Here is a 22,518-nt window from a genome sequence, read left to right on the forward strand (position 1 = left end):
CGAGCGCGCCGAGTTCGAGGACGTCGTGACCGAGGTCTCTACCGCCTGCGTCGACGAGGCCATCTACTAGCCTCCTTCGCCTGCAAGCGCGAGCGGTACGACCCACGGCCGTTCCGCTCGCGCTCGTTAGCCCAGCAACATCGCCACGGCGACGGAGTCGAGACAGAGAAGTCCGCCCGACACCGCCGCAAGTTTCCACGGCCCGAGCACGCCGAGGATGCTGAAGATGAGGCCGATCGTCGCCGGATAGGGCACGAATAGGCGCGCCAGTTCAAGCTGCGAGAACAGCCACCCGGCGAGCAGTGCGAGCGCGCAGATGAGGCCGAGCACCAGTCCCATGGCGGCCATGGTGGTGTACCCACCACGCTCGTACCACTTCAGATTCGGGTCGTACTCCGGCTCCCGTGAGCCCGACATCGCGCACCTCCGGACTAACTTGGCGCCGACGCTACGCCGTTGTCCCGGACCTCGCCGCTAAACGAGGCGACGATCTAGTCACACATTCGGAACGTTTCGCCTCCAGGCATGCCGTAGCACTTGCCCGTGTAGCCGCCATCGTTGGAGTACGGGATCTCGGGGCCATAGGGCACGCAGGTCGAGCCACCGGAATCCGAGGAGTCGCTGGGCGGCGAGACGGGCTCGGGGGCCGATTCTTCTACCGGTGGTTCCACCCACTCCTGCTCGGGCGCGGGCTCAACTTCGGTGCCGGAACCATAGTTCTCCTCCGGAGTGACAGTTTCAACATCCGCCGAGTCGGTGTCCGTCACGTCTTCGGTTTCGACAGGAGGAACCTCTTCAACGACCGACCATTGCTCGACCAGCAGATCATCGTTTGCGTCATCTCGCGATCGCGCCGCGTCGAAGAGCGCACCCGTTAGGCTCTCCGATGAATCCTCAAGATCGTTGCGTTTTGTTGACAGGTAGTCGCTTGCGGATGCTGCTGCGAACGTCGTGTTCAAGAGGTCACCAACGTGCTCTGGTGACAGCTTGCTCGCAAGATGTTCGAGCTCTTTCAGGGCCGTGGCGGCCGCGAATATGGTGTCAACTTCACCGCCTTCAACGGCCGACAGGTCGATGTCTGCAGCAGCAATTGCAGCATCGACCTGGCTTGCGATGGTGCAGTCAATGTTGCTCGAGAAGAGACCGATTTGGGCCCTTTCTGCAGATTCCGAGGCATCAAGTACTTCGTTGTAGAACCGATCATTCGGCTCAAACAGGACAGGTAGGCCGAGGCCCTCTGCTGCGATCTGCGCGTTTACCAGTTCACCGTCGAGAAAAACGGCTGCAAGCGTTCGGTCGTAGGGGTCAAGGACGACCTCGTCATAAGCGAGTTCGATTCTGGTGCCACGGGGAAGCAGGTCTTCGAGGAAGTCAGTCGCCTCAGGTCCAAGGCATTGAACCGGCAAGTCTGGGTCCTTGGTCTCAGGAGTATCGATGTTCAACAGACGTACACGCACCTCTTCGCCGTCGCGCGTGACGTCGATAGTGTCGCCATCGACTACGCGAACGACCCGCGCGGAGTCCAGGTCGCCGCCACTTCCACCGCCAGTGATACCTTGTAGCGCGGCCCCGACGACGACCGTTCCGACAACTGCCGCAATTGACCAAGCAACAACCTTGCCGACCGTCGCAGTACCTGCTGAATGCGCCGCGCCCATTGCCCGCACCCTTTCTTGGAACCAGATCGGCGCGATGAGCGACCCTGGTTGGCGCGCCGACCAACCAGGGACTACTTCAGTTAGGAGCTACGCCGTGAGCACGGTGAGGCGCGTCGTCGCCTCGAGGTCGCGGATCTCGTCGAGAGCCGACTGCGGCACATCGCCCGAGGCGTCGGTGACGACGTAGCCCTGCTGGCCGCGGGTGGCGAGCTGCTGGCGGTCGATGTTGACACCGTGGTTGCCGAGCACCGAGTTGACCGACGACATGACGCCCGGCACGTTCTGGTGCAGGTGCAACAGGCGCGAGCCATGCGTGAGCGGCTCGAGCGAGATCTCGGGCAGGTTCACCGACATGTAGGTCGAGCCACCGCGCACGTAGTCGCGGAACTTGCCGGCGACGAAGCGGCCGATGTCCTGCTGCGCCTCGGCGGTCGAGCCACCGATGTGCGGGGTGAGCAGCACATTCGGGATGTTCTGGAGCACCGACTCGAAGGGATCGCCCGCCTTCTTCGGCTCGACGGGATAGACGTCGAGGCCGGCGCCGGCGATGTGGCCCGAGAGCAGGTTGTCGCGCAGCGCCTCGAGGTCGACGACGTGACCGCGCGAGAGGTTGAGGAAGATGGTGCGGGGGCGCATCATCGCGAAGGTCTCGGCGTTGAACATGTTCGTGTTCTCGACGCGACCGTCGACGTGCACCGAAACCGTCTCGACAGTGTTGAGCAGCTCCTCGAGCGAGTTGCAGCGCACCGCATTGCCGAGCGCGAGGCGATCGACGGCGTCGTAGAAATAGACGCGCATGCCGAGCGACTCCGCGAGCACCGAGAGCTGCGAGCCGATGTTGCCGTAGCCGATGATGCCGAGCGTGCGACCGCGCACCTCGTGCGAGCCCTTCGCCGTCTTGTCCCACAGCCCGTTGTGCATGTTGCGGGTGTGGTCACCGAGGTGGCGAGCGAGGTTGATGATCTCGCCGATCGCGAGCTCAACGACCGAGCGGGTGTTCGAGTACGGCGCGTTGAAGGCGGCGACCGAGGCATCGGCGGCGGCCTCCAGGTCGATCTGGTTGACGCCGATCGAGAAGGCACCCACCGAAAGCAGCTTCGGCGCACTCTCGAGCACGCGTCGCGTCACGTGGGTCTTCGAGCGGATGCCGAGCAGTTCGACGTCCTGCACCGCCTCGATCAGCTCCGACTCGTCGAGTGCGCCCTTGCGGGTTTCCACCTCGATCCCTTCGGATTCGAGCAGCTTGACGGCGTCGACGTGGATGTTTTCGAGGAGCAGCGCTTTCACTCGGTCAATTCTAGCGATCCCGAGGCGGATGCGGTGGCTCAGTCGACCACGAGGGTCACGTGCTGCGTCGCGTCGCCACGATGCTCGTTGTTCGCGCTGAGAGTCATCTCGAACGAGAACTCGACGAGCGTGCCGTCTCCAACGCGAACCACACCTCACTCGTGTCCATGACGTAGTGCTGCTTGATCGCCTCGATAGCAATGCTCACGTCGATGGAGTCGGCAGCATTGAGCCACTCCTCATAGTCGAGTTCGTCGCGAACGTCGGGGATCCCCGGCGTCATGTCCGGTCAACACTTCGCTGCGGCTCGCGAACTCGACGCAAATGTCGCTGATCCGGCTGTTGAAGACCCCGCCACGAGGGCGGGCGCGCGCACCCTGCCCTCCCTCGCGCATCCCCATGCGCGACTTCGTACTTGGCCGGAAAACCTAGACTGCCGTCGCCGCCGCTGCGGCCTCAGCAGCCTTCGGCAGCGCCGCCGCGATCGCGTCGATCGCCTCGTCGTCGTGCGCGGCCGACAGGAACCAAGCCTCGAAGATGCTCGGGGGCAGGCTCACGCCGCCGTCGAGCATCGCGTGGAAGAACGCCGGGTAGCGCCACGACTCCTGGCGCTTCACCTCGTCCTCATTGAGCGGCGCGGGGTTGCCGAACTCGTCGGTGCCACTCCAGCCGAGGGCCGCGCCGTCGCCGAACTTGAACGAGAACAGGTTGCGCACGCGGCCGACGGCGTGCGGCAGGCCGACGCGGTTCAGCTCGGTGTGCACGAGGTCGATGACCCGGCCCGCGGCGAGGTCGATCTTCTCGTATACGGCGGGGTCGGCGAGGCGCAGCGTCGCAATGCCCGCGGCGACGGCGACCGGGTTGCCCGAGAGCGTGCCAGCCTGGTACACCGGACCGGTCGGCGCGAGGTGCGCCATGAGCTCGTGCGAGGCGCCGAGCGCCGCGACGGGCATGCCGCCGCCGATGACCTTGCCGAACGTGAAGATGTCAGGGGTCCAGCCGCTCGTCTCCGAGTCCTGCTGCTCGCGGCCCCACCAGCCAGCGGGGCCGGTGCGGAAACCGGTGAGCACCTCGTCGCAGATGAGCAGCGCGCCCTGCTCATGGCAGAGCTCGGCGAGCGAGCGGTTGAAGCCGGGCAGCGGCGGCACGACGCCCATGTTCGCGGGCGAAGCCTCGGTGATCACCGCGGCGACCCGGCCCTCGTGCTCGACGAACGCAGCGCGCACAGCCTCGATGTCGTTGTACGGCACGACGATCGTCTGCGAGGCGATTGCCTCGGGAACGCCGGCCGAACCGGGCAGCGCGAGCGTTGCGAGACCCGAACCTGCGGCCGCGAGCAGCCCATCCGAGTGGCCGTGGTAGCACCCAGCGAACTTGATCACGAGGTCGCGGCCGGTCGCGCCGCGCGCGAGACGAATCGCGGTCATCGTCGCCTCGGTGCCGGTCGACACGAGGCGCACCTCGTCGATGGCGGGGATGCGGTGGATGATCTCCTCGGCGAGCTCGACCTCGCCGGTCGCGGGGCCACCCGGGCACATCATCCGCGAGGCCGTCTCGGTCACTGCCGCCACGACATCCGGGTGTGAGTGGCCGAGCAGCATCGGGCCCCAGCCGCAGATGAGATCGACGCGGCGGTTGCCCTCGACGTCGGTGAGCCAGGCGCCCTGCGCCGACGCCGTAAACGGGGGCACGCCGCCAACCGACCCGAAGGCGCGCACGGGCGAGTTAACGCCGCCCGGCGTGAAGCTGCGGGCGCGGTCGAACCAGTCTTGGTTCGTGGTCGGCTCAGTCGTGGTCATTGTGCTCCTTAAGCCGTGCGGATTCGGCGCGCGTAGTCGGTCGCGTAGTAGGTGAGGATGCTGTCGGCGCCGGCGCGCTTGATCGACAGCAGGGCTTCGTCGATCATGCGATCGCGATCAATCCAGCCGTTCGCGGCGGCCGCCTCGATCATCGCGTACTCGCCCGAGACCTGGTAGGCCCACACGGGCACGATCGACTCCGCCGCAACATCCGCAAGCACATCAAGATACATCGTGGCGGGCTTCACCATGACGATGTCGGCGCCCTCCTCGATGTCGAGCAGCGTCTCGCGCAGGCCTTCGCGGCGGTTCGCCGGATCTTGCTGGTAGGTCTTGCGGTCGCCCTGCAGCTGCGAGTCGACGGCCTCGCGGAACGGCCCGAACAGCGCCGACGCGTACTTCGCCGAGTAGGCCAGCAGAATCGCGTCGTCGTGGCCAGCGACGTCGAGCGCCTCGCGCGCCTCGCCGATCTGGCCGTCCATCATGCCCGACATGCCGATGATCTGCGCGCCGGCCTCGGCCTGCGCGACCGCCATCAGGTTGTAGAGCTCAAGGGTGGCGTCGTTATCGACGCGGCCGCGCTCATCGAGCACGCCGCAGTGGCCGTGATCAGTGAATTCGTCGAGGCAGAGGTCGGCCTGCACCGTGATCGCGTCGCCGGCTTCCTCGGCCACGACGGTGATCGCGCGGTTGAGGATGCCCTCGGGGTCGATCGCGCCCGAACCGGTCGCGTCGCGCTCAGCGGGCACGCCGAAGAGCATGATGCCGCCGACGCCCGCCTCGGCCGCCTCGTTCACGACGCCGCGCACCGAGTCGAGGCTGTGCTGGAACAGGCCTGGCAGCGAGCTGATCGCCTGCGGTTCGTCGATGCCCTCGCGCACGAACACTGGCAGGATGAGCTCGTTCGGGTGGATGTGCGTCTCGCGCACCTGGCGGCGAACGGCCGCGCTCTGGCGCAGGCGGCGGGGGCGAGAGATGGGGAACGTCATGCGAACTCCTGTGAGGTAGTGGGATCGGCGCCGAGCGCGCGGGCGGTGGCGTCGAGGAGTGATTCTGCCGTGGGTTGCTGCGATTCCGCGGCGACGGTGAGGCCGTGGGCGCGCAGGTCGGCGGTGGTTTGTGGGCCGATCGAGACAATGCGGGTGGCGGGGTGGGCGCGCAGCTCGTCGGCGATGGCGATGCCGACCGAGGCGCTGGTGACGAGCACGGCGTGCACACGACCCGCCGCGAGCGCGTCGGCCGCCTTGGGTGCGAGCGGCCGGGTCGCCGTGACGTAAGCGGTCACGACGTCGACCGCGTAGCCGCGGGCGGTGAGGCCCTCGAACACGGTCGGATGCGCGCGATTCGAGTTCGGCAGCAGCACGCGGCCGGGCCCGGTCTCGGGCCATTCGGCGACGAGGCCCGCGGCCGACTCGTCCGTGGGCACAAAGTCGCAGCCGACGTCGGCGTCGCCCAGGGCGAGCGCGGTGGCGCGGCCGACCGACGCGACGCGCGTGCCCGCAGCGAGAGGGAAGGCGTCGGCGGCGCGCACCACGCCGACCGCGCGCGGCGAGGTGACCACGAGCCAGTCGTAGGCGGCGCCCCGCAGCCCGGCCAGCGCATCCTGCAGCCGCTCGAGCTCGTCGCCCTCGGGCGCTCGAAACTCGAGCACCTGCGACACGAACGCCTCGCCGCCGCGCTCGCGCACGAGCGCGGCGCAGCGGTGCGCGAGATCACCCGCGCCGGGAATCAGGATGCCGGTGCCGGCCAAGCTCACAGCGTCAGGTCACCGACCCCGTGGTCGAACAGGCGCTGCACGAGGCGCTGCGCGAGCTCGAGGCCGGCGCCGCTCGCGACGCCGCGGCTCGCGGCGGGGCCGAGGGGCAGCTTCGTGCGGGCCGCGGGGACGCCGCCGGATGCGGTGATCGCGGCGACCTGGTGCGGGTCGCGGTCGTCGTAGACGGCGGCGTGCAACTGTAGCTCGCCGCCGACGAACTCGCCGTGTACGCCAACGGGCGCCTGGCAGCCGGCGTCGAGGCCCGCGAGCACGGCCCGCTCGGCCTCGACCGCAAGTCGCGTGGCGGGGTCATCGAGTTCGACGAGCCCGTCGAGGTCGAATCCCTCGCGCACCTCGACCGCGAGCGCGCCCTGGCCGGGAGCGTTCGGGAAGTCGACGAGGTCGAAGCGCTCGGTGATCTGCCCCGTGCGCTCGTAACGTGAGAGGCCGGCCGCGGCGAGCACGACGGCGTCGAGCTCGCCCGAGGTGACGAAGCCGATGCGGGTGTCGATGTTGCCGCGAATGTCGCGGATGTCGAGGTCGGGGCGCACCCGGCGCAGCTGCGCCACGCGCCGCGGCGAGCCGGTGCCGACCTTCGCGCCCTCGGGCAGCTGCGCGANGTCAGGCCGTCGCGGGCGACGAGCGCGTCTCGGGCGTCCTCACGGCTCGGATGCGCGGCGAGCACGAGGCCGGGCGCCGGCGCGGTCGGGAGGTCTTTGAGCGAGTGCACGGCGATGTCGACGTCGCCGTCGCGCAGGGCCTCACGCAGCTCGGTCGCGAACACGCCGCGGCCGCCAAGCACCCGGAGCGAGGCGCGGTTGACGTCACCGTGGGTGGTCACCGTAACGATCTCGACCTCGCGGCCCGAGAGCTCGGCGAGGCGCTCGGCGGTCTGCGTCGTCTGCGCCACCGCGAGCTTCGAACCCCGCGTGCCGATGCGCAGCGGGGTCACGGCTGCAGACCAGCGACGGCCGGGCGGAAGCCGAGGCGCTCGTTCTCGCAGCAGCCCGCACGGCACACGTCGTACCAGGGGCCGAGGTCGGTGCGACGGGGCCGCTCGGCCTTCGGCGTGCCTTTGATGCGCTCTTCGACGAGGTCGATCAGGCCCGAAACGTAGGCGGGGTGAACGCCGGGGGTCGGGGTGCGACGGAAGGCGAGCTCGGCCTCCTCGGCCGACTCCTTCGCCTCGTTGTCGAGGTCCCAGAGCACCTCCATGTGGTCGCTGACGAAGCCGAGCGGCACGACGATGACGGCCTTGCGACCCCGCTCGGGCAGGCCCTCGATGACGTCGTTGATGTCGGGCTCGAGCCACGGCTGGCTCGCTGGGCCCGAGCGCGACTGGTAGACGAGTTGCCAGTTGAGCTCGACGCCGTCCTCGCCGCGCTCGGCGAGCGCCTGCACCACATCGGCGACGACGACCTCGGCAACTGCGAGATGCTGCGCCGCGTAGGCGCCGCCCTCACCGAAGCTGCGGGTGTCGGGGCCCGACTTGTTCGCGTCGCTCGTCGGCACCGAGTGCGTCGTGAAGAGCACCTCGACATCGGCGAGCGCGAGCTCGGGGTGCTCGGCACGCAGCGAATCGATCGCCTCGAGCACGCCGTCGTCGAACGGCTGCACGAAGCCGGGGTGGTCGAAGAACTGGCCGACCTTGTCGATCTCGAGCTCACCCTGCAGGCCGGTCGCCTCGAGCGCATCCGCGAAGTCTTCGCGGTACTGGCGACACGAGGAGTACGACGAGTACGCGCTCGTCGCGAGCGCNGATGAGCTTGGATGCGCCGGCCTCGCGGGCCTCGGCGAACGCGTCGGTGACGTAGGGCTCCCAGTTGCGGTTGCCCCAGAACACCGGCAGGTTCAGCCCGCGTCGCGCGATCTCGGCCTCGAGCGCCACCTTGAGCTGGCGGTTCTGTTCGTTGATCGGGCTCACGCCACCGTGGTGGCGGTAGTGCACGGCGACCTCTTCGAGGCGCTCGTCCGGGATTCCCCGGCCCGAGGTGACGTTGCGGAGGAACGGAATGACGTCGTCCTGCGACTCCGGCCCGCCGAAGGAGGCGAGCAGGATGCCGTCGTACTCGGTCGGCGTCTCGACCCAGGGGGCGCCGCCGCAGGCCGCGGGGGTCGCGGCCGACACGACCGCGCCGGGCGCGAGCGGCGCATCCTTCGCCGGGGCAGCCTTGCCGAGCGTGCGGCCGATGTTCTCTGCGGTCATGCGCCAGCCTCGCTCTCGAAGCGAAGCACGAGCGGCAGTTCGCTCGCGGGCACGCGGCGGCCGGCGTAGAACGGCACTTCTTCGCGCACGTGGCGGCGCGCCTCGGTGTAGCGCAGGTCGCGCATCATGTCGACGAGGTCGGTCAGCTCGTCAGCCTCGAACGAGAGCATCCACTCGTAGTCGCTGATCGCAAACGAGGCGATGGTGTTCGCGAGCACGTTCTTGAACGCCGCGCCGCGGATGCCGTGGTCGCGCAGCATCACGCTGCGCTCCTCGTCGGGCAGGAGGTACCACTCGTGCGAGCGCACGAACGGATAGATTGTGATCCACTTCGCCGGCTCCTTGCCGAGCATGTAGGCGGGCGCGTGGCGCTCGTTGAACTCGGCGGCGCGGTGCACACCGGTCACCTGCCAGGTGAGTTCGAGGTCGGCAAACAGCGGCGTCGCGCGGATGCGGCGCACGGCGGCCTGGAGTGCTTCGGGGTCTTCGCCATGCAGCCAGACGAGCACGTCGCCGTCATAGCGGAAACCCGAGATGTCGTAGAAGCCGCGGAGCGTCACCTCGGCGTCGGCCGAGCGCTGTACTGCCGCTTCGAGCTGGCTCACCGCGCCGGCGAGATCACCCGGAGCCGAGGTACCAGCGGGACGACGAAAGACCGAATAGTTCGCGTACTGCGTCAGCGGGCCGTGGGCCCCATCCTGTGGAGTTGGCATGCTCCCTAGTCTACGTTCTGTAGTTGCTGCACGACCCGGTTCGCGTCGGGGACGACACTCGCGAGGCCGGTGCCCGCGATCCAGGTGCCGATGCAGCGGATATTCGGGGGCAGATCGGCCACCGCATCCTGCAGCTTGGCGCGGGCATTCGCGGCGCCAATGCGGGCCGGCGGCGGGGGCATGTGCCAGAGCTGCCGCGCATGATCGACGAGCTGCTCGGCCGCGAGCGGGCTGCCGAGCAGGGCGGATGCGTCAGCGAGCGCCCGCTGCAGGCTCGCATCGTCGGGGTTGGCGTACGACAGCCGCACGACGTGCCGGCCGGGGCCGGTGGCCTCGTCGAGCCACGGCCACTTCGCGGTGACGTGGGTGAGCGCTTTCGCGCGCACGGGGTCGGTGCCGCTCGCGCTCGGGGCGACGAGTAGGCCCGTGCCACGCGGATGCGCGTCGAGCACCGGAGCGTCGAGCAGCAGCGCGACGACCTCGCTCTGCACAGACCGGCCCGCGCGCACGTCGCCAAGGTAGGGAAAGCCGTCGCTCGGTGGCACCGTGATGACGGCCGCGTCGTGCTCGGGCAGTTCGTCGAGCCGCCGCAGCCGGGTGCCGTATTCGAACGCGACGCCGAGGCGCTCGCAGTCGGCGACGAGGGCCGCCACGAGGCGGTGCATGCCGCCGCGCACCGAGCGCACGAGGGCACCGGGCGAGGCCGCCGCGCGACGGTCGCGCACGACGGCGCCGAGCGAGCCGTGCTCGCGCAGCTGCTCGAGCACGCCCGGCAGCAGTGCGTCGACACGCACGAGTTCGGGGTCGAGCGAGTAGACGCCGCGGGTCACGGGCGCGACGAGGCGGTGCAGGATGCGCTCACCATAGCGGGCGCGCACGAGGTCGGCGAGGTTGGCCGCGTCGGCGCCGATACGCGGGTCAAGCAGTGCTTCGTGGGCGACGGCCGCGACGCCCTCCGGCCCGACCGCGGCCTCGAGGCCCGCAGCCTCCGGGCCGGGCGGGAGGCCGAGGAGGCCGCCTTTCGGCTGCGCGTAGGCCTCGCCGTCCTGGTATCCCCACGAGCCAAGCGCACGGGGCTCAACGAGCTCGCCGGTGAGGCCGAGCTCGTCGACGAGCTCNGACCGCGCCGCCGCGCACCGCGAAGGCCTCGGCACCGATGTCAATCTGCAGGTTGCCGAGGTTGGCAGGCCGAATCATGCCGCCCGGCGCATCCGCGGCCTCGAGCACCAGCACCTCATGGCCGAACTGCGCGAGCCGGCGCGCGGCGACGAGCCCCGCGACGCCGGCGCCGACGATGGCGACGCGCACGGCTAGGCCTCGAGTCGGCCGTCGCCCGGCAGGGTGTGGATAAACTCGACGAGCTCGGTGAGCACGGTCGCGTCGGTCTCGGGCGGCACGCCGTGGCCGAGGTTCACGATGTGGCCGGGCGCCGCGGCGCCCTGCGCGACGACGTCGCGGGCGTGCGCGTGCAGCACCTCGGCACCGGCGAACAGGGTCGCCGGGTCGATGTTGCCCTGCACCGGCACGTCACCGCCGAGGCGCTCGATCGCCTCGTCGAGGCGCGTGCGGTCATCGATGCCCTGCACATCGCCGCCAGCCGCGTGCATGTCGGTGAGCAGGTGCGAGGTGCCGACGCCGAAGTGGATGCTGCGCACGCGTTCGCCCTCGGGCGTCACGAACTGCGCGGCGCGGCCGAGCGGCACGGCGCTCGAGGGAGCGACGGCCTGGCCGTACAGCTCGCGCGAGAGCGAGCCGGCCCACGAGTCGAACAGCTGCACGACCGAGGCGCCCGCGAGAATCTGCGTCTCGAGGAACGCCGACGAGAGTTCGGCGATCGCGCCGGCGAGCTCGCTCCACAGCTCGGGCTCGCCGCGCATGAGGGCGCGGGCGCGCAGGTGATCCTTCGAGGGGGCGCCCTCGACGAGGTAGGCCGCGAGCGTAAACGGCGCGCCCGCGAAGCCGATGAGCGGGGTCGAGCCCAGCTCGGCGATGGTCAATTCGACGGCGTCGCGGATCGGCGCAAACAGCTGCGCCTTCGCGTCGTCATCGGCAAGCGCGTCGCGCACCTTCGCGACGAAGCGGGCCACCGCATCCGCGTCGCGCACCGGCTCGGCAAACACGGGCCCCCGGCCCGGCACGATGTCGACATCGATGCCGACGAGCTTGAGCGGCACGACGATGTCGCTGAAGAAGACGGCGGCATCGACGCCGTGGCGGCGCACCGGCTGCAGCGTGATCTCGCTCGCGAGTTCGGGGCGAACGCAGCTGTCGAGCATGTCGACGCCCTTGCGCAGCTCGAGGTATTCGGGCAGCGAACGGCCGGCCTGGCGCATGAACCAGACAGGGAGCGTCTGCGAGCGCAGCCCCCGGGAGGCGCGGACAAGCGGGGAACCCCCGGTGCGGCCGTCGACAAGGGGATGGGATGCGGGCAACTGCGTAACCATGGCTCCAAGTCTGGCATCTCGGCGCCGCTCCCGAACTTTCGTGCCCGAAGCTATGATGAGAGCATCATGCTTGTTTGCCTTTCTGCGAGTCACCGCAGCGCGGGCTTTGCGTTGCTTGAACGGCTCTCGCAAGTTCCCGTGCAGGCCGTCGAGGACAGCACCCGTGAGGTGCCCGGTCTCAACGGCGCCGTCGTGCTCTCGACCTGCAACCGGGTCGAGCTCTACCTCGACGTCGCCTCCGCAGGCGCGATCGACGCGATGTTCGCGCGCCTCGCGACGCTCTCGGGCGTCAACGAAGACCAGCTGCGCGCCCACATGCGCGTGCTCGGCGACACGCACGTGCCCGAATACCTCTTCTCGGTGTCGTCAGGCCTCGAGTCCGTCGCCGTCGGCGAGGGTGAAATCTCTGGCCAGGTGCGCCGCTCACTGCAGCGTGCACGCCAGCAGCAGCTGACGACGGGCGCCCTCGAGGGCGTGTTCCGCATCGCCGCCGAGACGTCGAAGGGCGTCAAGGCGAACACCGACCTCGCCGGCACGGGCCGTTCGCTCGTGAGCCTCGCGCTCGACCTCGCCGGCTCGCAGGTGCGCGACTGGGCCACCGCGCGCATCCTGCTCATCGGCACCGGCGCCTACGCAGGCGCTTCGCTCAAGGCCCTCGAGGCCCGCGGCGCCGGCACCGTCGGCGTCTACTCACCCTCGGGCCGCCAGCACACGCTCGGCGAGCGCTACGACGTCACCGAGGTGACGAGCGGCGAGTTTGCCGAAGAGGTCTCGAGCGCCGACGTGATCATCACCTGCTCGACCTCCGACAAGTACGTGCTCGAGCACGGCTTCGTGCGCAACACGCGCCTCGCCGCCGGGCACTCGCAGCGCCAACTCATCATCGACATGGGCATGCCGCGCAACGTCGACCCGCTCGTCGGCAAGCTGCAGGGAGTCGATGTGCTCGACCTCGAGACGATCCGCCTGCACGCGCCCCTCGACGACCTCGACACGACCGACCTCGCCCGCTGCATCGTGGCCCGCGCCGCGCGCGACTTTGAGGACGAGCGCCGGGTGCAGCGCGCATCCGCCCTCATCGCCTCGTTCCGCGAGACCATTCAGGGCCGCGTCGAGCATGAGATCTCGCGCCTCGGCGTCGACGAGACGACCGCCATCGCGATGCGCAAGCTCGGCAACTCGCTGCTCCACGAGCCGACCGTGCGCATCAAGGAGCTCGCCCGCGAACGCCGCAGCGACGAGGCCGTCGACGCCATGCGCGTGCTGTTTGACATCGATGCGCCCGCGGCGCCTGCAACCGGCGCGATCTCGGTGATTGCGCAGCTGCCCGACCGCGTGCCGGCAACCGGCGACGAGCGCGGCGGCTGCCCCGCCGGGTTCGACGAGCAGTAGCCCGCGGCCGTTGCCGGCGGGCCGCTAGGGCACGACGAGCAGCAGCACGCCGTACGCGGCGATGCCGCCGACGAGGCTGAGCAGCACGCTGTCGCGCCAGAGGTGCAGCGCCGCGGTGACCGCGACGCCGGCGATCGACGGCACCCAGCCCCAGCCTTCCCACGGGGTGTCTTGCAGCATGCCGACGACGAGCACGGCCATGACGCCAACGGGCAGCAGCAGGCCGAGGTCGCGCACGAAGTCGTTCTCGCGCAGCCAGCGAGACGCCGCGAACGGCGCGGCGCGCAGGGCGAAGGTGACGGCCCAGATGACGGCGAGCAGGGCCGCGGTGTGCCACGGGTTCATCGGTCGTCCTCCTCGCCCTGGGCATTGCCTGGGGCGTCGTCGCCGACGATCGGGATCTCGCGGGTGTGCGCCGGGATCGTCGTGCCGGGCATCGTGCGGTTCGGCTGCGTCGTCGCGTGGATGCCCCGCCGGCGGCGCACGATCACGACGCCGACCGCCACGACGCAGTAGGCGATGAGGCCGACGAACATCATCGCCTCGGGCGCCACGAACGCCGCGACGACCGCGAGCGCGAGGCCGACGCCGAGCAGCGCCCACTCCCCCGACGCCTTCGCCGCGTTGATCGCGAGAATCACGAACAGCGCGACGATGGCGAAGCCCATGAACGAGAGGTCGAACGGCACGAGCGTCGCGAACACGGCTCCGACAGTCGTGCCGAGCACCCAGTAAAACTGGGTGGATGCGGCAATCGCCACCAGCCGCGGGCCCGTGAGCGCTTCGCGCGGCAACGAGATGCAGACCGCGTACATCTCGTCGGTGAGCGCGTGGATCGCGTAGGCGCGCAGCAGCGGGTTACGCACCCGCTCGAGCGGCACGCTGAGGCCGTAGACGAGGTGGCGCGAGTTGACGAACAGCGCCGTCGTGGCGGCCGTGGCGAGCGGCGCGCCGCCCACGAGCATCCCGGCCGCGACGAACTCCATCGAGCCCGCGTAGATGACGAGCGCCGTGATCGTCGCGAGCCACCACGGCAGGCCGACCGAGTGGGCGAACATGCCGTATGAAATGCCGAGCGGAACGTAGCCGAGGGCGACCGGGAGTGCGTCACGCAGCCCAGCTCGAAAGTCCTCGGATGCGCGCATCCACCCATTCTGCCCGACCGGCCCGGCCGCGCGGACCGCGCCCGTCACACCCCGACTCTCGCCGCGACGCGACGCCAGGGCTGTCGGTTTAGTAGTCGCTGAAGTTGCGCATCACGATGACGCTGGGAAGCACGAGCAGGAAGGGCATGGCTTCGCCACTAAACCGGCCAGCCGCGTCTTCGAGCCACTCACCGTGTCGTTGGATTCGCTCGTGGTCTGCCCAACCCGCCGCGATGTCGGACTCGTGATAGATGAGTCGGTGATTACCGACGTACATCCGGCCCCAGAAGATGCCGAGGCCGAGCGAGATCACCATCCACATCAGGCGGTGGAGCCAGGGCCACCGGTCGATCCAGCGTTCACGTTCGGCGGTGTCGGGGCGTTGCGAGTCCATGGCATCCACGCTCAGCAGCCTAGGCAGCCAGCCCGGGCTGCCGCACCGCCCCCTGGGCTGGTCTGCCTACGACCTTCGAATGACCGCGCGCCGTGCCCCGCGCATCCGCGGAGCACGGCAGGGCGGCTACTCGTTCGGGATGAACGTGTACTTGTACTCGAGGAACTCGTCGATGCCGAGGATGCCGCCCTCGCGTCCGAGTCCCGAGGCCTTGACGCCGCCGAGGGGCGCGGCGACGTCCGAGATGATGCCCGAGTTGATGCCGACCATGCCGATCTCGAGCTTGCGCGAGACGCGCATCGCGCGGGCGAGGTCGTTCGTCATGAGGTAGCCGGCGAGGCCGTACTCGGTGTCGTTCGCGATCGCGATGGCGTCGTCCTCGTCGGTGAACGTGATGATCGGCGCGACCGGCCCGAACAACTCGGTGCAGGTGAGCTCGGCATCGCGCGGCACGTCGGCGAGCACGGTCGGCGGGTAGAACGACCCCGGGCCCTCGGGCAGCTCGCCGCCGATGAGCACGCGCGCGCCGCCGGCGACCGCGTTGTCGACGAGGCCCTGCAGGCGGTCGCTGCTCGCCTGGTCGATCATCGGGCCGACGTCAACGCCGTCCTCGAGACCGTTACCGACGGTGAACTGCGCGAACCGCTCGGTGAGGCGCTGGCCGAACTCCTCGGCCACGCTCTCGTGCACGAGGATGCGGTTGGCGGCCGTGCAGGCCTCGCCCATGTTGCGCATCTTCGCCGCGGTCACCTCGACGACGGCCTTGTCGAGGTCGGCATCCTCGAACACGATGAACGGCGCGTTGCCGCCGAGCTCGAGCGAGNGTGCGAATCATGTGCGCCGAGCATTGGTTGTGGAGCAGGCTGCCGACCTTCGTCGAGCCCGTGAACGAGAGGTGGCGCACCAGGCCATCCGCGAGAATCGGCTCGGTGAGCTTGCCCGAGGTCGATGTCGTCACGACGTTGAGCGCGCCGGCGGGCAACCCCGCCAGCTCGAACAGCCGCGCCAGGAACAGCATGGTGAGCGGCGTCTTCTCGGCCGGCTTCACGATGACCGCGCAGCCGGTGGCGATGGCCGGCGCGATCTTGCGGGCGCCCATGGCCAGGGGGAAGTTCCACGGCGTGATCAGCAGCGAGACCCCGACGGGCTCGCGGCTGAGCACAATCTGGCCGCGCCCGCTCGGCGACTGCCCGTGCGAGCCCTGCACGCGCAGGCCCTCCTGCGCGTACCACTGCAGGTAGCCGGCCGAGTAGTCGATCTCGCCCTTGGCCTCAGCGAAGGGCTTGCCCATCTCGGCGGTCATGATCGCCGCGAGCTCGTCCTTGTTCTCGAGCAGCAGGGCGTGGGCCTTGAACAGAATCTGCGAGCGCTGCTGCGCGGTCATCGCCGCGAACGCCTCCTGCGCCGCGTTCGCCGCCTCGGCCGCGCGGCGCCCGTCCTCGGGGCTCGCGTCGGCCACCCGGGCGATGACCTCGCCGGTGGCCGGGTTGGTGACGTCGATGAGCGAGTCGGTGGAGGCGTCGACCCACTCGCCGCCGANACAGCTGGGTGGGCACGTTGTCGAGCTTGAGCGTTGCCATGTGCTTAGTCCTTTGCTGCGAAGGCGGCGTCAACCGCGTCGGCGAAATCGGCGAGCGACTTGTACTCGCCGTCGGGCGTCACGCCGACCTTGGGGTCCGGGGTCGCGCCCCAACCCGGACGGTCGTGGCGGCGGTTGATCCAGATCGTGTCGAGGCCGGCGTTCTTGCCGGGCACGTGGTCGTGGAACAGCGACTGAGCGACGTGGAGCAGCTGCGACTTTTCGAGACCGAGCTCGCCGAGATTCTCGATGAGCACCTTGAAGTTGCGGGGGTTCGGCTTGTACGAGCCGATCTTCTCGGCGGTGTTCACCTGGTCGAACTCGACGTCCATGCGCTTGATCGAGCCTTCGACGCCCTGCTGGTGCACGTTCGAGAGGATGATGAGCTGGTAGTGCTGCTTGAGTCGCGTGAGCGCCTCGTGCGTGTCGTCGAACGCGGGCCATTCGGGCACCGAGCGGCCGAGCACCTGCGCCTCTTCGTCGGTGACGGGCAGGCCGAGATCGGATGCGGTGCGACGGAACGCGGCCTGCAGCACCTCCGCGTAGGCGAGCGACGGGCATTCGCGCTCGACGGCCGCCTCGTTCTCGGCGTAGGCCAACAGCAGCGCCTCGTCGTCGAGGTCGGAGCCGTGTGCCTCGGCCCACTGCTTGAGCACCGTCGCGATGCCGGCCTCCCAGTCGATGAGCGTGCCGTACACGTCGAAGCTCAAGGCGGAGAAGGAAGTCAGATCGACCATGATCACTCCTGTCGTAACGTGGGCGGCACCTCCGCCCCTGCATTACTGTATAACAGTTTTTCAGTGCATGGAAGGATCCGCGCAACTCAACCTTCGAAGGCTCAGTCGTCGCTCGGCGACAGGTGCTGCGCCAGGAAGTGCTCAGCCGACGAGAGGTGCGCGAGCCAGTCGCGCTCGACCTCATCGAGCGGGGTGTCGTCGCCGAGGCTGCGGTAGAGCTCCTCGTGCTCGGCGTAGAGGGCGTCGCCGCCGGTGTACTGCTCTTTCAAGAACGCGATGAGCAGGCGAATCTCGCTCGTGATCGCCGCGAAGTACGACTGCAGGCGATGCGAACCCGCGGTGTCGACGACCGCCGCGTGGAACGCGACGTCGGCCTCCGCGATGCGCGACCAGTCGTCCTCGCTCCCCTGCAGACCCGCGAACCCCTCGAGGGCGCGGGCGACGCGGTCGAGCGACGGCCGGTTCACCTTGATCTCGCGCACGGCGTCGAGCTCGATCAGGCGGCGCACCCGATAGATGTCCGCGACCTCGTCGGGGTCGAACGAGCGCACGCGGGCGCTGTACCCGGGGGGCCGCACGAGCATCCCCTCGTTGATGAGCTGCTGCACCACCACGCGCGCTGTCGGCCGCGCGATGCCGTAGGCGGCCGCGACCTGGGTGTCCTTAATCTCCTCGCCGGCCTTGAACTCGCCGGCGAACAGGCTGTCGCGCAGGCGTTTCGTCGCGGCATCGGCGACCGACACCGTCTCGAGAAATTGGTGCGTGGGCATAGCTGACTCCTCGGGGCTCAGTAGTCGACCCTAGTGAATAATGCGTGACTGTAAGGCGGTATTCCTGTCACTCAGGCAGGATGCGCCGGGCGGGCCCCTCGGGGTCCATCGCGATGGCGAGGTGCTCGGTCTCGCGCTCGGGGTCGATCTGCGACACCTGCATCGTGCAGCTGAAACCGTCGGTGAGCACGAGCGCGCCCTCGCCGCCCCGCTCGAGCGCGGGGATGATCGAATGCTCGGCGACCCGCATCGACACGTCGAAGTGTTCGGCCTCGAAGCCGAAGTTGCCGGCGACGCCACAGCACGACGACGACTCCGACACGTCGGCGACGCCCCACTTGCCGAGCACCCGGCGCGCGACCCGCTCGGCCGCATCCCCGCCGACGAGCTTCGGCGCCTCGTCGCGGATCGTCGCCGCGCAGCTCGGCTCAAGCACGACGATGTCGCGCTCGGTGCCGTCGTCGAGCTTATCGACGAGGTTCGCGAGGCGTCGCGTCGCCCCATCGCGCTGGCCGGTCGACACCCAGGTGAGGCCGCAGCAGGCGTCGGCGGTGCAGCCGACCTCGGCACCGGTCGAGCGCAGCACGCGCGCGGCGGCCGGAATCACCTCGGGCCGGAACGCCTTCGTGAAGCTGTCGGCAAACACGAGCACGTCGGCGTTGTCGCTGAACTGCGCCTCGGCGACCCGACGCGTGAGGTCGCGGTGCCGTGCAAAGGCGGGCAGCCGGCGACGCGCGCTGATGCCGAGCCGCTCGCCGAGCCAGCGCAGCGGCTTCAGTTTCGCACCGACGTTCGCGAGCGCGCTCACGCGCGTGATGAGCGGCAGCCAGCGCGGCAGCCAGCCGATCGAATAGTGCGTGAACGGCCGCAGCTTGCCGCGGTAGTGGTCCTGCATGAGCTCCGACTTGGCCTCGGCCATGTCGACGCCGGTCGGGCAGTCGGTCGAGCATGCCTTGCACGATAGGCAGAGGTCGAGCGCCTCGCGCACCTCCGGCTTCGCCCATCCGCCGGCGCTGCTGCCCTGCCCGCGCGCGAGTTCCTGCAGCACGCGGGCGCGGCCGCGGGTCGAGTCCTTTTCGTCCTTCGTGGCCCGGTAGCTCGGGCACATGAAGCCGNGGTGGTCGAGCGGCACCGGCCAACGCCGATGCAGGCGTGGGCGTTGCCGACGAACGTGCCGAGCTCGTGCGCATGGCCCTCGCGCGTATCCGGCTCACCGGCGGTGCGGATGCGCGGAATCGGCAGCAGCGTCGGGTCGGGCAGGCCGTCGAGCACGAGGGCGTCGGTGTAGGGCACCGGGTCGACGATGATGCCCGGGTTGAGCAGGTTCGTTGGGTCCCACGCCCGCTTGAACTCGGCGAAGAGCCGCATAATCTCGGGCGAATACATGACGTCGAGCAGCGCGCTGCGGGCCCGGCCGTCGCCGTGCTCGCCCGAGAGCGAGCCGCCGTGGCGCACGACGATCTCGGCCGCGCGGCGCATGAACGAGTCGAAGTTCGCGCGACCGGCCTCGGTGCGCAGCTCAAAGTCGAGGCGCATGTGCACACAGCCCGCGCCGAAGTGGCCATACATCGAGGCCGTGTAACCGTGCTCATCGATGACGGGGAGGAGTTCGGCGAGGTAGTCGGCGAGGTTCTCGGGTGCGACAGCCGAGTCTTCCCAGCCCGGCCAGGTCTGCACGTCGTCGAGGCGCTTCGACGAGAGCCCGGCGCCGTCTTCACGCACGCGCCAGAGCTTCGCTCGCTCGGCCGGCTCGGTGGCGATGACATGGTCGTGCACGAGGCCACGCTCGCGCAGACGCTCGAGCAGCGCGGTGCATTTCGCGGCCGCGGCCTCGATGGTGTCGGCCGAGAACTCGATCATGACGTAGGCGTCGCCCTCCGGCAGCGAACTCACGCTGGCTTCGCCGCGGCGGTGGCGCATGATGTCGACGATCGCGCGGTTTAGGCCCTCGATCGCGCTCGGCTTGTGCTCGAGCATCATCATGACGTCGCGCGCCGAGTCGACGGTGTTTGCGTAGCCGACGCAGAGCAGCGCCGTCGGGCCGGGCTTCGGTACGAGCGAGACCCGGGCCCGCAGGATGATCGCGCAGGTGCCCTCGCTGCCCGCGAGCGCGCGGGCGATGTTGAAGCCGTGCTCAGGCAGCAGGTTGCCGAGGTGATAGCCCGAGACCTGGCGCGGGATGGTCTGCAGCTCGAGGCGGAGGGCCGCGAGGTTCGAGCTGGCGAGGGCGGTCAGCGCTTCGTTGAGCTCGACGGCACGGGCGATCGAGTGGCGGTGCGTCGGGTTGGCGCTGCGCACGCCGCCCTCCGAGGCGAGCAGGTGGGCGCCGTCGGCGGTGAGCAGCTCGACCTCGACGACGTGGTGCGACATGCGGCCGTACTCGACCGAGTGGTTGCCGCAGGCGTCGTTGCCGATCGCGCCGCCGATCGTGGCCCGCGTGAGCGACGAGGGGTCGGGCGCGAACGTGAGCTTGCCGGCGGATGCGCGCTCCACCTGCGCGCGCAGCTCGCCGAGGATGACCCCGGCGTCGACCCAGACGGTGTTCGAGTCGAAGTCGATCTCGTCGACCGCGGTCATGCGCCGCGAGAAGTCGACGACGATGCCCTCGCCCACGGCGTTGCCCGCCATCGAGGTGCCCCCGCCGCGCGTGGTGACGGGGTGCCAGGTTTCGGCCGCCGCCTGCAGCAGCTCGCGCAGCTCGTCGATGGTTCGAGGGAACGCGACGAGGGTTGGGCGCACGCGGTAGTTCGAGGCGTCGTAGGAATAGGCCTGGCGACGATGCTCGGATGCGTCGACTTCGATTCCTGCGGCCTCGAGCCGGCGCTGCAGTTCGGCGGCGCAGGTCGCGCGCTCCTCGATGACGGGCATGGTTGGTCCTAGTTCGCGTAGGCGGGCGTGACGACCTTCGCGAGGGTGCGCTCAAGGCGCTCGAGCGCGAGGTCGACCTCCTCGGCGCTCACCGTGAGCGCCGGGACGATGCGGATCACATTACCGAGTGGCCCGCACGGCAGCAGCAGGAGCTCTTCGGCGACGGCGCCCTGCTGGACGGCCGCGGCGGTGGTGGCGTCGGCCTCGCCCTCGGGCGTCGTGAACTCGATCGCCTGCATGAGGCCGAGCCCGCGCACGTCGCCGATGACCGGGAATTGCTCCTGCAGCCGCTTGAGGCCGGCCTGCAGCTGCTCACCGCGCTCGGCCGAGTTGTGCACGAGCTGCTCGTCGTCGATGACGTCGAGCGTCTCGATGGCCGCGGCGGCCGCGACGGCGNTTGCCGCCGTAGGTGCCACCCTGCGAGCCGGGCAGGCCCTTCGCCATGAGCTCCTTGCTCGCGGCAATGGCCGAGATCGGGAAGCCCGAGGCGATGCCCTTCGCGGTGATCAGGATGTCGGGCGAGACGCCCGAGCGCGTGTGCGCCCAGAAGGCGCCGGTGCGGCCGACGCCCGACTGAATCTCGTCGACGATGAGCACGATGCCGTGCTCGCGGGCGCGCTGCTCGATGCCGCGCAGGAACTCGAGCGGCACCGGCAGGTATCCGCCGTCGCCGAGCACTGGTTCGATGATGAAGCCCGCAACCTCATTCGGGTTCGTGACGGTGGCGAAGATGTAGTCGAGCTCGCGCAGGGCGAAGCGCACCGCATCCGCCTCGCTCATGCCGAGACGGTAGGCGTAGGGGAACGGCGCGATCACGACGCCGCCCATCAGCGGCACGGTGCTGCTGCGGAACTTCGTGCCCGCGGTCGTGATGCTCGAGGCGCCCGAGGTGCGGCCNTGGAAGCCGCCCTGAAAGGCGATGATGTTGGGGCGGTTCGTCGCCTGGCGGGCGAGGCGCAACGCGCCCTCGACGGCCTCGGCGCCGGAGTTCGCGTAGAAGACGGAGTCGAGGTTCTCGGGCAGGTAATCGCTGAGCTTCTCGGTGAGCTCGAGCAGCGGCTTGTGCATCACGGTCGTGGCCTGCGCGTGGATGACTTTGCCGACCTGCTCGCGGGCGGCCGCGACGACGCGCGGGTGGCAGTGGCCGGTCGAGGTCACGCCGATACCGGAAGTGAAGTCGAGGTAGCGCACGCCGTCGGTGCCGACGATCCAGTTGCCCTCGGCCTTCTCTACGACCACGGGGGTGGCCTGCTTCACGATGGGGCTGATCTGAGCCATTCCTACTCCTTTGTGTCGCCCCGGTACTTGCGCATATCGAGGATCCGATCGGACTCTGAGTAACTGTATAACAGTAAGACTTTGCGGGCAATTGGTTGGATGCGGTGGTGCCGGTCGGACAGTCGGGCGCGCGCCAGGAACGCGGGGAGTCGGGGCTTGGCGCCTGGGGCAGGCCGCAAGGTGGCGACAGGGACAGCCGAGCGGCAAGAAATGGACAAGGGATGAGTAGGGCAGGCCCTGGGATGAGCAGGGACAGTGGCAGGGCAGGGACGGCAGGGGCAGGGGCAGGGCCAGGGNTCAGGGCCAGGGGCAGGGATGAGCAGAGCCAGGGGCAAGCCAGGGAGGGCAGGGGCAAGGGCGGGCCTGATCTAGGCAGGGCAGGGCAGGGCCAGCACAGAGACAGAGACAGAGACCGAGACAGAGACAGAGGATGGACGGAAGTAGAGACAGGACCAAGGGCACGAGCAAGGGCAGCGACAGCGACAGCGACAG

General features: G+C 69.4%; 16 protein-coding genes and 6 pseudogenes. 1 reads left to right on the forward strand and 21 read right to left on the reverse strand.

Annotation, left to right across the window (positions count from 1 at the left end; translation table 11 throughout):
* Positions 1–126: 126 nt before the first annotated feature.
* From ID132_RS05510 to hemE, 11 genes and pseudogenes are all read right to left on the reverse strand, one after another.
* Complete coding sequence (locus tag ID132_RS05510) at positions 127–417, reverse strand: hypothetical protein (protein ID WP_193128068.1); 291 nt, start codon at positions 415–417, stop codon at positions 127–129.
* Between the two features lie 74 nt (positions 418–491).
* A complete protein-coding gene (locus tag ID132_RS05515) occupies positions 492–1,658 on the reverse strand; it encodes a thermonuclease family protein (RefSeq protein ID WP_193128069.1) in 1,167 nt (388 codons plus the stop codon).
* An 87-nt stretch (positions 1,659–1,745) separates the two neighbouring features.
* The gene (serA, locus tag ID132_RS05520) at positions 1,746–2,945 is read right to left on the reverse strand and encodes a phosphoglycerate dehydrogenase (protein WP_125107497.1); all 1,200 of its coding nucleotides are present in this window, start codon (positions 2,943–2,945) and stop codon (positions 1,746–1,748) included.
* A gap of 428 nt (positions 2,946–3,373) precedes the next feature.
* Positions 3,374–4,744 (reverse strand): glutamate-1-semialdehyde 2,1-aminomutase, encoded by a 1,371-nt coding sequence (hemL, locus tag ID132_RS05525; protein WP_193128070.1) that lies wholly within the window; start codon positions 4,742–4,744, stop codon positions 3,374–3,376.
* An 8-nt stretch (positions 4,745–4,752) separates the two neighbouring features.
* Positions 4,753–5,733, reverse strand: coding sequence for a porphobilinogen synthase (gene hemB / locus ID132_RS05530; protein ID WP_193128071.1), 981 nt, complete (start codon positions 5,731–5,733; stop codon positions 4,753–4,755).
* A complete protein-coding gene (locus ID132_RS05535; protein ID WP_193128072.1) occupies positions 5,730–6,494 on the reverse strand; it encodes a uroporphyrinogen-III synthase in 765 nt (254 codons plus the stop codon). Before ID132_RS05535 ends, hemB begins: the two co-directional genes overlap by 4 nt.
* Positions 6,495–6,496: 2 nt before the next feature.
* A pseudogene (hemC, locus tag ID132_RS05540) lies at positions 6,497–7,452 on the reverse strand (hydroxymethylbilane synthase).
* Positions 7,449–8,706 (reverse strand): annotated as a pseudogene (locus ID132_RS05545) (ferrochelatase). The pseudogenes hemC and ID132_RS05545 overlap by 4 nt, the downstream one beginning before the upstream one ends.
* Positions 8,703–9,419, reverse strand: coding sequence for a hydrogen peroxide-dependent heme synthase (hemQ, locus tag ID132_RS05550; RefSeq protein WP_125107491.1), 717 nt, complete (start codon positions 9,417–9,419; stop codon positions 8,703–8,705). Before hemQ ends, ID132_RS05545 begins: the two are co-directional and overlap by 4 nt.
* A 1,077-nt stretch (positions 9,420–10,496) precedes the next feature.
* Complete coding sequence (locus ID132_RS14725) at positions 10,497–10,727, reverse strand: FAD-dependent oxidoreductase (protein WP_193128074.1); 231 nt, start codon at positions 10,725–10,727, stop codon at positions 10,497–10,499.
* Between the two features lie 2 nt (positions 10,728–10,729).
* Positions 10,730–11,863: a uroporphyrinogen decarboxylase gene (gene hemE, locus ID132_RS05565; RefSeq protein ID WP_193128075.1), complete on the reverse strand. Its 1,134-nt coding sequence runs from the start codon at positions 11,861–11,863 to the stop codon at positions 10,730–10,732.
* Positions 11,864–11,929: 66 nt separating this feature from the next.
* Between hemE and ID132_RS05570 the strand changes: the two genes are divergently transcribed.
* Complete coding sequence (locus ID132_RS05570) at positions 11,930–13,255, forward strand: glutamyl-tRNA reductase (RefSeq protein WP_193128076.1); 1,326 nt, start codon at positions 11,930–11,932, stop codon at positions 13,253–13,255.
* 24 nt (positions 13,256–13,279) lie between these two features.
* On the opposite strand, the gene ID132_RS05575 is transcribed toward ID132_RS05570, so the two are convergent.
* The 10 genes and pseudogenes from ID132_RS05575 to ID132_RS05610 form a co-directional block, all read right to left on the reverse strand.
* Positions 13,280–13,600: a branched-chain amino acid transporter permease gene (locus ID132_RS05575; RefSeq protein ID WP_125107487.1), complete on the reverse strand. Its 321-nt coding sequence runs from the start codon at positions 13,598–13,600 to the stop codon at positions 13,280–13,282.
* Positions 13,597–14,448, reverse strand: coding sequence for an AzlC family ABC transporter permease (locus ID132_RS05580; RefSeq protein ID WP_211198280.1), 852 nt, complete (start codon positions 14,446–14,448; stop codon positions 13,597–13,599). The genes ID132_RS05575 and ID132_RS05580 overlap by 4 nt, the downstream gene beginning before the upstream one ends.
* A gap of 40 nt (positions 14,449–14,488) precedes the next feature.
* A complete protein-coding gene (locus ID132_RS05585) occupies positions 14,489–14,794 on the reverse strand; it encodes a hypothetical protein (protein ID WP_193128078.1) in 306 nt (101 codons plus the stop codon).
* Between the two features lie 126 nt (positions 14,795–14,920).
* Positions 14,921–16,374 (reverse strand): annotated as a pseudogene (locus tag ID132_RS15190) (NAD-dependent succinate-semialdehyde dehydrogenase).
* A gap of 4 nt (positions 16,375–16,378) precedes the next feature.
* A complete protein-coding gene (locus ID132_RS05595; RefSeq protein ID WP_193128079.1) occupies positions 16,379–17,110 on the reverse strand; it encodes a haloacid dehalogenase type II in 732 nt (243 codons plus the stop codon).
* A 101-nt stretch (positions 17,111–17,211) separates the two neighbouring features.
* Complete coding sequence (locus ID132_RS05600) at positions 17,212–17,880, reverse strand: GntR family transcriptional regulator (protein WP_193128080.1); 669 nt, start codon at positions 17,878–17,880, stop codon at positions 17,212–17,214.
* Between the two features lie 67 nt (positions 17,881–17,947).
* On the reverse strand, positions 17,948–18,775 hold the full coding sequence (locus ID132_RS13720) for a heterodisulfide reductase-related iron-sulfur binding cluster (RefSeq protein WP_235988341.1): 828 nt from the start codon (positions 18,773–18,775) through the stop codon (positions 17,948–17,950).
* Between the two features lie 84 nt (positions 18,776–18,859).
* A pseudogene (locus ID132_RS13725) lies at positions 18,860–18,988 on the reverse strand (hypothetical protein); the annotation flags it as partial.
* A 260-nt stretch (positions 18,989–19,248) separates the two neighbouring features.
* Positions 19,249–20,748: pseudogene (locus tag ID132_RS13730) on the reverse strand (FAD-binding oxidoreductase); the annotation flags it as partial.
* Positions 20,749–20,756: 8 nt separating this feature from the next.
* Positions 20,757–22,026: pseudogene (locus tag ID132_RS05610) on the reverse strand (aspartate aminotransferase family protein).
* Positions 22,027–22,518: the final 492 nt, after the last annotated feature.

The sequence above is a fragment of the Gulosibacter sediminis genome (genome assembly GCF_014904065.1).
Taxonomy (GTDB): domain Bacteria; phylum Actinomycetota; class Actinomycetes; order Actinomycetales; family Microbacteriaceae; genus Gulosibacter; species Gulosibacter sediminis.